Raw genomic sequence first — 14,410 nt, forward strand, 5'->3', positions numbered from 1 at the left:
CGATCTCTGCGAGTAAACGGACGCCGCGATCCCCAAGCCGGAACACGGCCAGCTGATCGGCGATGCCCTGCGCCGGACCGCAGGTCATCCCCTCGACTACGAGCCGGTCTCCACCGGCGGCTTCGACTTCATCCTTGCCCCGGGCGCCAAGCCGGGTGAGCCGGCGCGGATCGTCATGGCGCGTTGGACGCCGGCAGCCGGCGAGGCAGATCTGTGGCCATCCCTCGATGGCGGCCAACCAAGCCCGATACCCCGCCCTCCCCAGACCGCCGCCGCTCCCTATGACCAGGCGGCCTATGACAGCCTATACACATCCAGCCGCGATCCGACCTATGCCTACACCATCGCGCGCACCATGCAGGAAGTTCGGCGGGCGGGTCAGGCCAAGCCGGGTTCTGAAGATCAAGGGGAGCATCAGCCTGCCTGGGAAACGCGCTGGTTCATCCCCGAAGGCGACCCGTCCATTGCCGGGATTGGAATGCCCCGGCCAGAGCAGCAGGGAGCCTCCCCTCTCGGTACCTTCGGGATATTCCCCACCCCCGCGCAGCCTCCGAACCTGAACTCACCCACCAGTGACGAAGACGACGAACATGGTCCCGACCCTCTCGTCGAGCCGCTTCCAGCCTCGAGCCCGGATGAACCCTTCGACCCTGGCGATTATTATGCTGCCCGCAAGGCGGGGCTTAGCAGACAACAGGCTCTAGACACCGCGATCAGTAATTATCGCAACAAGGGAAGTGGGTTCGACACCTACAAGGGCGGCGCCTCACCTCCGACTGTGCCACCTCGCCCTCCTCAAGATCCAAGCGATCCTTATGATGAGAAGAAGTATGACAGTGAATTGATACTAACCGGCAGTCCCCGAGCAGCCCTCAAAGCGGCCAAGAATGCCCATCGCTCCGCACCTCAAAACAAAGGCCCAGATGGTCTTCCTGTCCCAACCGTTTCTAACAAGTCGCCGAAAAGCCCGTCATATCCCCCACCTGTTCTTGGTCCGGGCGAACATATCGACATGGCGGATTACAGCTACCATCGGGACGCGAAAATGAATGCGGCTGATGCCTTGGAGGCTGCCAAAGCCGATTTGCAAAAACGGATCAAGGATGCCAGTCAGGGCGGGGCGGCGCCAACGGCAGCCGACTATCCGCCCAACGGAAAAGCCCCAAAGCTAGCCAATGATGAAACCTCCTGGGTCCGTTTTCTCCGGGCAGCAATCATTCAGGGCTATGCCGACTGGACGGTCAGAGAACGCCAACAGCAAATCGAAACCGGTGTCCAACAAAGACAACCCGACGTTACAGTCGCCGGCGTCACTGACGGTGCGCCAGTCTTCAGTATGAGTCAAAAGGCTCGTTTCGACTATAATGATCCCCACCAAGACAGCCTTGCCGCCGATGCAGTCCGACTTGATAAGGAAAGGCGAGATAAATTTCACAAAAAACCGATGCCGAATGAAGCTTTAAAAAATAGTCATGGAGAAATTGTTGTAATCCATAAACTTCACGAGGTGGGTCAAACCGAAGGAAAATTTCTCTATTTGGTCGTCAACGGTCGGGATGTCTGTGGATGGTGCGCACATGATATCCCCCGGGCAGCAAGGGCAGCAAAACTCAAAGGTGTAATCATCTATGAATCAGCTACAGGATATACCAAATATTGGCATCCAGGATTGAATAAAATCAAACGCATTGGAGATGGATCTCAATGAGTAGAAATGGCATTTTTGTTAGCTGGTTTATTCGCGACATTCCTCGCCCGGAAGGCGGCGGAGGCAAGTCTAATTGCAGCTGGGATCTTGTTTTAGCTAAACTTCGAGATCTACAGCATGAAGATGGCTCAGTGACTCTCGAATATGATGACGGCCGCAAGGAGTACGATAAATCTCTGAGCGTACACGCACAGAACGATCACTACTTCATTGTTTTCAACGATACGGAAAATGGTCAGCCATTTCGCCGCGTATCGTTTGATGAAAACATCCCGTGGAGCGAATACGAGATGCAAGGCGCCGATTGGGATGCTCGTATCATCTTTACCGACTACGAACTGGTCTATGATGTGTTCAAGCAGTTTTTCGACACTCTGAACATCGTTTCACCACGGCTCTATCCGTGAGACGAGAAGCGGCATAGCGGCTATGAGCCAATACCTTTCCGACTGATCCAATCGGTATTACGTATTACGGGTATTGGGTATTGGGTATTACGGGGACAGTTTACTTATTTGCCAGGCCTCGATCTTGGCGCCGGGGCTTGAACATTCCACCGCGTATGGTCTCCAATTCGCCGATCATATCACGTACCAGCCAAGCTCCGGAGAATAAGTAAAATATCCCCGTAATTGCAAATATTGATACCAAGACACGGGATAAATTATGCGAGCAGAAGAAAACTACAAATGATCAAGAATGGCTTCTATATTAGCTGGTTCATTCGTGACATTCCTCGTCCAGAGGGTGGAGGCGGTCAGTCAAATTGTGATTGGAACTTGGTACTGAGTAAATTGGAATCCTTACATCATGAGGACGGCTCGGTAACGTTAAAATATGATAATGGAAAACGGGAAGATAGAAAATCCTTAAGTGCCTATGCGCAGAGCGATCATTTCTTCATCGTCTTCAATGATCGAGAGAATGGTGAACCATTTCGCCGTGTATCGTTCGACGAAAATATCCCATGGAGCGAATACGAAATGCAAGGCGCCGATTGGGATGCCCGCATCATCTTTACCGACTACGAACTGGTCTATGATGTTTTCAAGCAGTTTTTCGATACTCTGAACGTCGTCTCACTACGGCTCTACCCATGAGACGAGAAGCGGCATAGCAGCTTTGAGCCAATATTTTTCCGACTGATCCAATCGGGCACGATCTCTCCGAGTAAACGGACGCCGCGATCCCCAGGGCGGAGCACGGCCGGCTGATCGGCGACGCCTTCCTCCGGCGAGACCAAAGCCGGGCCCTGGCCCGCGCGCTCGAGCCGCACCACCAATCGAATATCCTTTGCCGGCTCTATTATTGACAGAAACCGTCCTTTCTGGCATATTATCAACCAGGGAAATTGCGCCCGGCCCAAAAAGGCCGGGCATTTTCTTTTGAGGCTCTTTCTCGATAGCCGGCGGCTCCTCGGCGGCCCGTCCTTTTCCCCAAGGGTTGCGTTTGCGGCATTCGCTGACAGCCAAGACCGGACGAGACGTCCGTGCACCCGAAAATCAGCGATAGGCAAGGCAAGCGTCTGCTGCACCTGGACTGCCGAGCGAACGACCCATTCCCACTTCCCCCCGCCCGCCCGGCTCCGCCGCGGCGGGTTTTTCATTGGAGCATAGCAATGCCCGAGAACCATGAACTCGCCCTCGCCAAGGCCTGGCTGGAACGCGAGCGGGCCGAAGACCCCGCCCTCGCCGATCTTCTCGCTGGCGTACCCGCGGCCCTGTTCGGACCGAAGCCCCGGCGCGTGAGCTATGAGCATTGGCAGCTCATCGCGAAGACGGCCGAACCGGCCCGGGATCGCGGCGATGACCGGCGCTGATGGCAGCCCGCCCGGAAAACCGCGCAGCCCCCGGCGCAAGCCGGGCGCCGCGTCCAAGCCGGCCCGCAGCGGTCTCGGCGAAGCCTTTCTCGCCGCCCTCCATGCCGATTTCCTGGCCCATGGCGCCGGTGCGATCGAGCGCGTGCGCCTCGACAACCCCACCGCCTACATCAAGCTGTGCGACGCCCTGCTGCCCAAGGACGTCGCTTCCCCCCTCGACGAGCGCGGATTGAGCGATGAAGAACTCGACAGGCGCATCGGCGAAATACTCCGCCAATGCCAGGGCGCCGGCCTTGAAATCGGAGCTGCTGAGGCTGCTCGCTGAAAAGAAGCGGCGCCTCGACACGGACTGGCTGCCGCGCTACCGGCCCTATCCGCGCCAGGCCGATTTCCACCGCGCCGGCGCGGATCACCGCGAGCGCCTGTTCATGGCGGGCAACCAGCTCGGCAAGACCTATTCGGGCGGCGCCGAGGCGGCGATGCATGCCACCGGCAAATATCCGCCCTGGTGGCAGGGCCGCCGCTTCACCAGGCCGACGGTGGCCTGGGCGGCCGGCGTCACCGGCCTCGCCACGCGCGACACCGTGCAGCGCATGCTGGTGGGGCGGGCCGAGGCCGTGGGCACCGGCACCATTCCCGGCGCCGACATCGTCGGCCTCGTCGCGGCGCGCTCGACGCCCGGGCTGATCGATTCCATCCGCATCCGCCATGTCAGCGGAGGCACCTCCACCATCGGCCTCAAATCCTACGAGCAGGGCCGCGAGAAATGGCAGGGCGAGACGCTCGACTGGCTGTGGTTCGACGAGGAACCGCCTGAGGACATCTATACCGAGGGCCTCACCCGCACCAACGCCACCGGCGGCATCGCCTGGATGACCTTCACGCCGCTGCTCGGCATGTCCGAGGTGGTGCGCCGCTTCCTTTCCGAGGCCAGCCGGGACCGCAGCGTCACCACCATGACGATCGACGATGCCGGGCATTATTCCCCCGAAATGCGGGCGCGCATCGTCGCCGCCTATCCCGCCCATGAGCGCGAGGCCCGGGCCAAGGGCATTCCCATCCTCGGCTCGGGCCGCATCTTCCCGGTGGAGGAGGCGATGATCGCCGTCGACCAGATCCGGCCCGAGCCGTTCTGGCCGGCGCTCGGCGCCATGGATTTCGGCTGGGACCACCCCTTCGCGGCAGTGATGGGCTATCACGACCGCGATGCCGACGTGGTCTATCTGACGAGAGCCTTCCGGGCGCGCGAGCAAACGCCGCTTCTGCATGCCGGCGCGCTCAGGGCCTGGGGCGACTGGCTGCCCTGGGCCTGGCCGCATGACGGGTTGCAGCACGACAAGGGTTCGGGCGAGCAGCTCGCCGAGCAATATCGCCGCCAGGGCCTCGCCATGCTGCCCGAGCACGCCCGTTTCGAGGACGGCTCCAACGGTGTCGAGGCCGGGCTGATGCTGCTGCTTGACCGCATGCGCACCGGCCGCCTGAAAGTCTCGCGCCACCTCGACGACTGGTGGGAGGAGTTCCGCCTCTATCACCGCAAGGACGGCAAGGTGGTGAAGGAGCGCGACGATCTGATGAGCGCCACGCGCTATCTCATCATGATGCTGCGCCACGCCACGCTGAACCCGGCGGCCCTGGACCTGATGCGCCCGGAGCCGCAGCCCTACGACCCGCTGAGCTATTGAACGCGGGTTCCTTGCGGGATCGCAGGATTCCAGTCCATGGCGCTGACCTGAGGCGAGAGGCGCGACGCCGGTCAGCCCTTCGCCCCGTTCTTACGGGGAGAAGGTAAGGATGAGGGGCAGCATAGCGCGTAAGAAATAGAGCACCGCGAAGCCCCTCACCTCTATCCTCTCCCCGTAAGAACGGGGCGAGGAGGCTCACACGTGGAGCCTAATCCTCAGCTCGATCATCTCGCCCGCCCCTTAAATTAGCGCCTATGGGCTTCCAGCCTGCCTTTGGCAGCGCCGAGCCCGCGGATAAGCAAGAGCAGGCTGGAAGCCTGCGATCCCGGAATATCTCCCATCCCCAGCCCCGCCCCTCCAGGCGGGGCTTTTCTTTTGCCCGATGGATCCGCCATGCCCCGTTTTCCCGACTACCGCGCCGAGATCGGCCTCAACCCCGGCTCCGCCCCCCAGATCCGTACCGGCGCCGAGGCGATCGGCCAGGGCCTGCAGGCCCTCGGCAGCGGCCTCAACGCTGCGGCCGAGGGCCTTGCGGCCTACCAGGCCAAGACCGCGCGCGAGAACGCCTTCGACGACGAAGTGCGCTTCAACCAGCGCAACCGGGAACGCCAGGCCGAATTCGAGGCGGCGACCCGGACCATGCCTCCCGGCGGCAGCGGCTTTGCCGCCCAGTATATGCAAACCACCCAGAAGGGCGACAGCGCGCTGCTGGCGAAGACGTCGCCGGGCAATCGCGCCGCCTTCGCCACCCGGCTCTCCGGCCAGCGCGACATCGACGTCGAGAAGGCTGCCCTCTACGAGCAGCAATACCGTGCCGGCTACGAGGCGCAGGAACTCGAGAGCCTGCGCGCCGAGGCCGAGCAGGCCATCACCCGCAATCCCGCCGCGCGCGCCGATGAGCAGCGGCGCTATTTCGAGCAGATCGACCGCTCCGGCCTGCCCCTGGCGCAAAAGAACGCGCTCAAGCAAACGGGCCGGCAGGGCTTTGCCGCCACGGACTGGAACGCCCGCTACGGGGAAGATCCGGAGGTCGGCGCCGCCGCCTTCGGGCGCGGCCCGGTGCCGAGGGGGCGGTTCCAGACCCGGCTCGTCGGCGGCGGGCAGGCGGACATCGAGGGTCTCAGCCCCGCCACCAAGGCCCTGCTCGACGGCATGGTGGCGGCCGGCGTCGTGCCCGAACTCAGGGTCAAGTCCGGCCGGCGCGATGAGGCAACCAATGCCGCCGCCGGCGGGGCCAAGGGGTCGCAGCATCTCGCCGGCAACGCGCTCGACATCGATATCGCCGGCAAATCGGACGCCGAGAAGGCCGCCATCCTGGCGGCGGCCGTCGCCGGCGGCGCCCGCGGCATCGGCCTCTATGCCGGCGGCAGGTCGCTGCATGTCGACACCCGCCAGGCGCCCGCCGTGTGGGGGCTCGATGCGGCCGATGCCTATCGCGGCCTGAAAAAGCCGGACGGCACGCCCGACATCGAGGCCACGCTCGCCAGGGCCCCGGCCTGGGCCAGGCCAACGCTGCAGAAGCTCTATGGCGAGCCGGCGGGCACTCTGCCGCTTCCCGCCTTCGGCGAGACCCCGGCCGACGCCTCGCCCGGCGCCCTCGATTATTTCGGCCTGGTGCGCCGGCACGAAAGCGGCGGCAACGACCAGGCGGCGAGCCGGGGCCCGGACGGGCAGACCATCGCGGTGGGCCGCTATCAGTTCACCGCCGGAACCTGGGCAGCGCTGGCGCAAAAACACCCCGGCCTCGAGCTTTCCGCCGATGGCCGCAGCGATCCCCGCCAGCAGGACAGGGCGATGCGGGCCCTGACAGCCGACAACCAGGCCGCTCTCGCCAAGGCCGGGCTGCCGATCACCAGCGCCAACACCTATATGGCGCATTTCCTCGGCGCTGCCGGCGCGGTGAAGTTCCTGCGGGCGCTGCAGGAGGACCCAGAGCGATCGGCCGCCGACCTCTTCCCCGCGGCGGCCGCCAGCAACAGGCCTGTCTTCTACGATCACAACAGCGGCGGCGCTCGTTCGCTCGCCGAGGTCTATCGGCGCCAGACCTCGATGTTCGGCGCCGATGCCGGCCAGCCCATCTATTCCGCCGGCCCCGGCTATGCCGACGCCCCGGCCGATCCCGCCTTTGCCGACATCTCGTCGCGCGACCAGGACCGGCTGCTCAACCAGGCTTCCGCCCGCGGACGCGAGGGCGAATCCCTGTCGCGCGGCGCCCTCGAATCCGGGGTGCGGGATGCCACGCGGGATTTGACCACCATCGGCCGCCATGACGGCCCGCTGCCCGGCATCGCCGATTTCACCAAAGCCTATGGCCCGCAGGCGGGCGCACGGCGCCATGCCGATTTCCAGCGCATCGTCAGCCTCGGCGCCGATATCGACGCCATCAAGGCGATGACGCCGGCCGAGCAGACCGCCTGGCTCGCCCGCTTCGCCCCGCAAGGCAATGGCCCCGATCCGGATGGCGCGCGGGATCGCTATGCCAGGGCCGAGCAGGCCATCGCGCTCAATCGCGCCTTCCGGTCGAAGGACCCCAATGCCTATGTCAGGGCGCTCAATCCCCGTATCGACCGGCTCTGGACCGAGGCGGGCACCTCGCCCGAGCGGCTGAAGACGGCCCTCTCGGCCACCAATGCCGCCATGGACAGGCTGGGCATGCCGGTGGAAGAGCGCCGCCTCATGCCCAAGGCGATGGTCGACCAGGCTCTCGCCGCCTTCGGCGACACCGGCAAGCCGATGGCGCAGCGGCTGGCGCCCTTGCGTGCCGCGCTCGCCGCCGGCGCCGATCCCAAGGCGCAGCAGGCGATCTTCGGCCAGATGGTGTCGGCAGGCCTGCCGCCGATGCTGGAATATGCCGCCATCGCCTATGCCAAGGGCGACGCGTCCCTGGCCGAGCGCTTCGCCACGGCCGCGCTTGGCAGCCCCGACACCAGCGGCAGGGCGACGAGCAGCGCTGATGATGCCTCCTTCGCCAGCCCGGCCGCCGCCGCCAACACCGCCGCCGGCCCCGCTCCGATACGCTCCCTCTCCGGCCCCGCCATCGATCTCGGCCCCACCGCCGCCCAGGCCCTTGGCTCCAGCCTTGCCAGCGACGAGCGCACCAGCCGCGCCGAAACCGTCCGCGCCCGCATGATCGACAGCGCCATGCGCAGCAATGGCGGCGACCGCCCCGCCGCCATTGCCCAGACCGACCGGGATCTTGCCAGCCTGCAGGGGGATGGCTGGGCGCCGGGGATGTACATGCGACCCTCTAGGGAACATGTCATAAAGATCGCCGACACTTACGTCATATCAAACAGAAATCCCGTAAATAAGAAGCCTCTAGTCGGCAGCGATGGACATACCGGATTGGTGATTATCGATTCAACCAATCCTGAAAATAACTTCCTTTATGATCCGAGCGGTAGCTATCAAATCAAAGACAAGCAGCTTGGGGTTAAAGTTCCCATGGGAAGCGGTAGAGCGGAAACAGGAGAAAACGTCGATCTCCCGGACTACATTCGCTACCAGATGCAAGACGGGCCCGATGTTCGTGTTTACAGGTTCAAAACGACTCCCGAACAGGAAGCGGAAATTAGAAGACGCGCCGACGACCAAGGAGGGGGCGGTATTGCTGACTGTACCACCAATACGTCGGCTGTAATAAACGGGATCGGCCCGATAGGTGAAGTTCCACAAACGATGTGGCCGTCAGAGCTAAGCGATTCAATCGAAAAGAACAAAAAATACGAGCCTAAGTAATTTTTGTTCAAAAATAAAACACATTTAAAGTTATTATATCGCTAACTTAATAGTATTTTCTCAATATAATATCTCCAAAAACACAGAAAAAGAGGTGGCAACGCATGGGTATATACAAAACTAAAATGGCGTATTTTTTTGTACCATTCAGCATTATGCTTGCATTTTCAAGTTTATATTATAAAAATTTTTCATTAAATTTTTCTATACAGCTTATATATATGGCGATTCCATTTGCTATGGTGTCTCTATTATTTTCCATTGAAAGCAAATTAAAAAATTTAATACTAATATCATTTTCATTTTTAGTTGGCAATCTCATATACATAGCGGCAAAAAGCGATATATTTACATTTAAAGTTATTGATATTTTTCTATGGCTTATTTATACTTCTTATCAACTCTATTTCATAGTATTTACAATATCTTATTTTTTAGCTAGAAAATTAATTAACATATAAAGCTTAATACGCCCCAGGAATTCGGGAACGGGAATTCGGGAACGGGAATTACGGGGACAGTTTACCAATTTCGTTGTCTCTCCAGTGCGGATGGCGCCCTATCGGTGAATGACGAAATTGGTAAACTGTCCCCGTAATTGCCCCGTAATTGCCAGTGCAAGCAACGGAAGGAGCAGCGCGTTTAGCCATTTCTTCAAATTGCTTGAAAAACAAATAAATAGAGCCCCTACTATCGGCGAAATCTATCTCGCCCACCAACAAGGGGGCCCAAATGCCGCTCGTTTGCTCAACAATCCGGACAAAAAAGCGGCCGACATAATAGGCCTCCAGGCGCTTGAAAAGAATTTACCCAAGGATTTCATGCAGAAAAATTCCAACTGGCGGGATATGACAGCAGCCGAATTTTCCAAAAGGTTTACCTCGAAGTTTCCGGAGGAACGGTTTTATCTGCCCAACATATACGCTCCGAGAGACTACATATGGCCAAAGTGAGACATCATAGATCGGCTATGGCGCATGCTGGAGCGCTACAACACCGCTCCTGCTGTCATATACCAATGTATCTTTATGCAATTTCTCTGGTGGAATCAGCGCATACCCAGTGTCCGGCTCTCCAAAGCTCAAAGGGTGAGGAAAGTCTCCCGTACATAAAGCGCGAGCATCGAGGGAAGTAACATATTCGGCATCCAATTCCAAAAGATCGGGTGTATTTCCCATTCTCAGATTATCAAATCGAAAATATATCCGATCTCCTGTCGTTTTATCATCGCAACTAACTGCATCTTGATTTCCACTATCGAAAAATCCGGTCAAATCTCTTGCAACTGTTCCTTTTTCATTCTTGAAATCTATCGTGTCGGAGGTCGATGGATCTTTTATCGATATCTCATATAGAAACTGATTCGTAATACCAAATTTGGAATCCCAGATTAAGCAGTATATTAGAGCATCACTCTTGCCTGGCCGAATGATCGCACACTCCTTAGGATTATAGTCCACTCCATCGGCATACCCAGCAAATTTCAAACTGCCATTCGGACTCCACGATAAAAAAACCACGCCACCAACCTCCTTTCCGCCAGGAACCGTGCATTCCTTTGAAATGACATTAGAAATATAATATAATTTATTTCCGAATTTTTTACTATAAACATCAACGACAGATATATCGCACGTGCGATATTGCTCGATTATCGAGCTCGAATGGCAACGCTCTTTCTCAATCCTGCCGGTACCACAGATCGCCGTGAGAATTTTCTTTTCCTTCTGTGATTCAGTGGACGCCATAACCCCCGTCGTCATGGATATAAAAACTGAAACGAGAACAAGAAATAATCCTATGTTCATGACTTTCGACACTCCAAAGGAACAAACTGGCGGAGATGTTATGCGTGTAGCACGAAGTTCAACTTTTACACTTGCAAATATACCACTCATATTCGCACAAACCTGCAGTATTCGACCAACGAAACACGTCTTGATAATGGCATTCACCGCACCCGGACCGGATTGAGAAATCTCCGTCACGCCTTAGCCGTCCCTATACTCGCCGGGTGAGCGTTTCGCGATTCCCATCAGACGCCCCCCCCAGCGAATTATCTCCAGATCAGGGTTGTTAGACCGGCGTTTGTTGCTCCGCTGCCTCCAGCCCGACCATTGCCAGAAATAGAGATATGCATGCCATTGGCATTGGTGAACGCATGTTCCCCCCTGACTTTGCAACGCGGCAACGATCAATAGATCAAACCGATCCGAACATATCAAGAACATTCGTCAACGTGAAAATTCTTGGATATGCGGATCATCGCGGGTGGCCCCTATCAACTCACTCTCGGAACCTCACGGCGTCAACACGAAAGCACCCGGACCTCGCCCCGCCGACGTGCCATTCAATCCCGCTGTTCCGAATACTTCGTCAGCCTCAAGCGCGAAAATGGAGGCGAAATTGCAGAAACTTTGCCGACTACGAGATTGACGGGCGCCGGCATTCTTGGCATACTGTGATCATTAGAAATTGCGCCCGGCTCACAAGGCCGGGCGCTTTGCGTTTGGAGTGCCTAGGCTCTCGTGCCCAGGCCCGGTCGCAGCATTCGTCCTCCCCCATGAGCGCGGGAGGTCCCAAGCAAGGCTTCCGATAGCATGCCCGTCACCATTCGCCCCGCCACGCTACGGGACATGACCTTCATCGCCGCCACCATGCGCGATCAGGACAGGCGGGAGATCCGCGCCGTGATCGAGGAAAGCGATACGGCCATCGGCACCATGCTGTTCCAGTCTTCCACCGATCTCGCCTGGACGGCCTGGATCGAAGGCGATCCCGTCGCCGCCTTCGGCGTCACGCGCCTGTTTCCCGGCCTCGGCTCCGGCTGGGCCTATGGCACGCGCCGGATGCGCCGGGCCATTCCCGCCGTCACCCGCTTCGCCAGGAGCAGCGTGCGGCCGCTGCTGATGGCGGAGGGCTTCCGCCGCATCGAGGTGCGCACCGCCATCGACCATGATCTCTCGCATCGCTGGCTGGAAGGCCTGGGCTTTCGGCGGGAAGGAATTGCCCTCGATTACGGCCGCGGCGGCCTCGATTTCGTGACTTACGCGGCGACGAAAAGTCACTCCTGAAGCCGGGTGCACGGGCGTCCCGCCCGATTCTGGAAGCTGCACGCCTGTGGCTTTTTTGAGGGGCAGCGAAGACGTCTATTGGCGCTAGCTCAAGGCGAGAAGCGTTACGCCAGCCAGCCCTTCGCCCCGTTCTTACGGGGAGAAGGTGTGGATGAGGGGCAGGGCGAACCTTAAAAACCAAGCATTGCGGAGCCCCTCACCTCCATCCTCTCCCCGTAAGAACGGGGCGAGGGGGCTCACACGTGGAACCTGATCCCCAATTCGATCATCTCGTCCGCCCCTTAAATTGGCGCCTATGGGCGAGACGCCTGCGCACCCGAAAAATTTCCACCAAACGAAAGGCCCGATCATGTGCTTCAGCGCACCCAAGCCCCCGCCTCTGCCCCCGCCGCCGCCAGTGCCGAACCGCCAGGACGACGCCAACCAGGCCGCCGTGCAGACGGCCCTGCGCCGCGTGCGCAACCAGAACGGCGCCGCCCAGACCCAGCTCACCGGCGGGCTCGGCGATCCCAATTACGGCCAGAACGTCAATGTCCAGCAGCTCGGCCGCACGCAATAGAGCAAGTGAGCACCCCATCATGAGCATCGAGAACGACCTCGTCCGGCGCCTGGACGCGCTCGCCAACCAGCGCACGCAATGGGAGGCGGTGTGGCAGGAGATCGCCACTTATTGCCTGCCCGACACCTATCGCTTCCTGCCCGGCTCCTCCTCCCTCAATCCCAGCGCCTATGACAATCTTGCCCAGGCGCCTGTGTCTGTGGAGCGCGGGCGTCAGCGTTTCGACGACACCGCCATGCGCGCCGTCGACCGGCTGGCCTCCGGCATGGAAAGCCTGGTGACGCCCCAGTCCGAGAAATGGCACGGGCTGGCGGCCACCGATCCGCTCGCACCCGAGGAGAGCGACGAGGAGAAGGAGTATTTCGAGCGCTATCGCGACTACATGTTCGCCGTGCGCTACAATCCGCGCTCCGGTTTCATCGGCGCTCACCAGAAGGCGCTGCGCTCGGCCATCGCGCTGGGCACCGGCATTTCCTTCGCCGAGGAGAATCTCGGCGCGGGCAGCGCCGCCGCGCCGGTGCTCTACCGCCATCTGCCGCTGAGCCAGTGCTATCTCGCCGTCGACGCCCAGGGCGAGCCCGACACGCTCTATCGCAAATTCACCATGACAGCCCGCCAGATGGTGCAGCAATTCGGGCCGGACAAGCTTGCCGACCCGGTCGTCAGGGCGGCCGAGAGCCAGGCGGAGAAGGATCGCGCCTTCACCGTCATCCACGCCGTGCAGCCGCGGCGGGAGGCCGGTTCCAGCGGCGGCACCAACCGCAAGGCGCCCTTCGCCTCCTTCTATCTCGACCGCGACCACATGAAGCTGATCGGCGAGAGCGGTTTCTACGAGTTTCCCTTCATCGTCTATTACTGGGCGCCGGTGGATGTCGACGGCCCCTATGCCCAGTCGCCGGTGATGCTGGCCATGGCCGACATCAAGGGCCTCAACGCCATTCGCAAGCTCTCGCTGCGCGGGCTGCAGGGCTATATGGACCCGCCCTGGGGCGTCGCCCATGACGGGGTGATGAACCGGCCCAACCTCAATCCGGGCAAGATCAACTATCGCGCCGTCAGCCAGGACGGCCGGCAGCTGATCGTGCCGCTGCAACCCGGCGCCCGGCCCGATTTCGTCAACGAGATCCTGGCGGCCGAGCGCCAGACCATCAATGACAGCCTCTATGTCTCGCTGTTCCAGATCCTGATCCAGAACCCGAACATGACGGCGACGGAGGCGATGATCCGGGCCAATGAGAAGGGCGAATTGCTCGGCCCCGCCGGCGGGCGCATCCAGATCGCCATGGGCCGCGACGTCGACCGCCTGGCCGGCATCATGGAGCGCAAGGGGGCGATGCAGCCGGGTTCGCCGCTAGAACCACCCGACAGCCTCAAGGGCCGGGAGTTCGGCGCGCGCTTCACCTCGCCGCTCGACCGCCTGCGCCGCAGCCAGGAGGGCATCGGCATCCAGCGCACGCTCTCCACCGTGCTGCCGCTGGCGCAGGTCGACCCCAGCGTGGTCGACAATTTCGACCTCGACGCCATCGCGCGGACGGTCACCGAGATCGAGGGCGCCCCCCACAGGATCCTCAAGACCACCGAGGAGCGCGATGCCGCCAGGCAGGCCAAGCAGCAGATGCAGCAAGCCCAGGCCGCGCTGGAGATGGCCAAGACCGGCGGCGAGGCGGCGAAGAACCTGATGCCGGCCGTGGGCCAGGCCGCCGCGATCCTCGGCAACGGCATGGCCGGCGCGCCGGAGTAAGGCGGCCGTCTTTCTTCCTGGCAACTGTAGTTGAGCGAGTGTCATGCCTTGAAGGTGACCTGATCTCGCACGATGGCATTGAGAGTGAC

12 protein-coding genes are annotated in these 14,410 nt (G+C 60.4%); 11 read left to right on the plus strand and 1 reads right to left on the minus strand.

Annotation, left to right across the window (positions count from 1 at the left end; all coding sequences use genetic code 11):
- Positions 1-175 precede the first annotated feature (175 nt).
- The 8 genes from ABXS05_RS33465 to ABXS05_RS33500 all read left to right on the plus strand — a co-directional run bounded on the left by ABXS05_RS33465 (position 176) and on the right by ABXS05_RS33500 (position 9,900).
- The gene (locus tag ABXS05_RS33465) at positions 176-1,708 is read left to right on the plus strand and encodes a cytidine deaminase-like fold-containing protein (protein ID WP_367626880.1); all 1,533 of its coding nucleotides are present in this window, start codon (positions 176-178) and stop codon (positions 1,706-1,708) included.
- Positions 1,705-2,115 carry a DUF6911 family protein gene (locus ABXS05_RS33470; protein ID WP_311944070.1) on the plus strand — a complete coding sequence of 137 codons (411 nt, stop codon included), beginning with the start codon at positions 1,705-1,707 and terminating at the stop codon, positions 2,113-2,115. The genes ABXS05_RS33465 and ABXS05_RS33470 overlap by 4 nt, the downstream gene beginning before the upstream one ends.
- Before the next feature lie 282 nt (positions 2,116-2,397).
- A complete protein-coding gene (locus ABXS05_RS33475; RefSeq protein WP_367626881.1) occupies positions 2,398-2,808 on the plus strand; it encodes a DUF6911 family protein in 411 nt (136 codons plus the stop codon).
- Positions 2,809-3,326: 518 nt separating this feature from the next.
- On the plus strand, positions 3,327-3,527 hold the full coding sequence (locus tag ABXS05_RS33480) for a hypothetical protein (RefSeq protein WP_367626882.1): 201 nt from the start codon (positions 3,327-3,329) through the stop codon (positions 3,525-3,527).
- Positions 3,514-3,852, plus strand: coding sequence for a hypothetical protein (locus tag ABXS05_RS33485; protein WP_367626883.1), 339 nt, complete (start codon positions 3,514-3,516; stop codon positions 3,850-3,852). The genes ABXS05_RS33480 and ABXS05_RS33485 overlap by 14 nt, the downstream gene beginning before the upstream one ends.
- Positions 3,764-5,209 (plus strand): terminase large subunit domain-containing protein, encoded by a 1,446-nt coding sequence (locus ABXS05_RS33490; protein WP_367626884.1) that lies wholly within the window; start codon positions 3,764-3,766, stop codon positions 5,207-5,209. Before ABXS05_RS33485 ends, ABXS05_RS33490 begins: the two co-directional genes overlap by 89 nt.
- 393 nt (positions 5,210-5,602) lie before the next feature.
- Complete coding sequence (locus tag ABXS05_RS33495; protein WP_367626885.1) at positions 5,603-8,947, plus strand: D-Ala-D-Ala carboxypeptidase family metallohydrolase; 3,345 nt, start codon at positions 5,603-5,605, stop codon at positions 8,945-8,947.
- 569 nt (positions 8,948-9,516) lie between these two features.
- Positions 9,517-9,900, plus strand: a complete 384-nt coding sequence (locus tag ABXS05_RS33500) for a hypothetical protein (RefSeq protein WP_367626886.1) — start codon at positions 9,517-9,519, stop codon at positions 9,898-9,900.
- Positions 9,901-9,915: 15 nt separating this feature from the next.
- On the opposite strand, the gene ABXS05_RS33505 is transcribed toward ABXS05_RS33500, so the two are convergent.
- Positions 9,916-10,935 carry a hypothetical protein gene (locus ABXS05_RS33505; RefSeq protein ID WP_367626887.1) on the minus strand — a complete coding sequence of 340 codons (1,020 nt, stop codon included), beginning with the start codon at positions 10,933-10,935 and terminating at the stop codon, positions 9,916-9,918.
- Positions 10,936-11,547: 612 nt separating this feature from the next.
- Between ABXS05_RS33505 and ABXS05_RS33510 the strand changes: the two genes are divergently transcribed.
- From ABXS05_RS33510 to ABXS05_RS33520, 3 genes are all read left to right on the plus strand, one after another.
- A complete protein-coding gene (locus ABXS05_RS33510) occupies positions 11,548-12,021 on the plus strand; it encodes a GNAT family N-acetyltransferase (protein ID WP_367626888.1) in 474 nt (157 codons plus the stop codon).
- Between the two features lie 349 nt (positions 12,022-12,370).
- Positions 12,371-12,580 carry a hypothetical protein gene (locus ABXS05_RS33515; protein ID WP_068298110.1) on the plus strand — a complete coding sequence of 70 codons (210 nt, stop codon included), beginning with the start codon at positions 12,371-12,373 and terminating at the stop codon, positions 12,578-12,580.
- A gap of 19 nt (positions 12,581-12,599) precedes the next feature.
- A complete protein-coding gene (locus ABXS05_RS33520) occupies positions 12,600-14,321 on the plus strand; it encodes a portal protein (RefSeq protein WP_367626889.1) in 1,722 nt (573 codons plus the stop codon).
- Positions 14,322-14,410 lie beyond the last annotated feature (89 nt).

This window comes from Labrys neptuniae, from assembly GCF_040797145.1.
Classification (GTDB): domain Bacteria; phylum Pseudomonadota; class Alphaproteobacteria; order Rhizobiales; family Labraceae; genus Labrys; species Labrys neptuniae.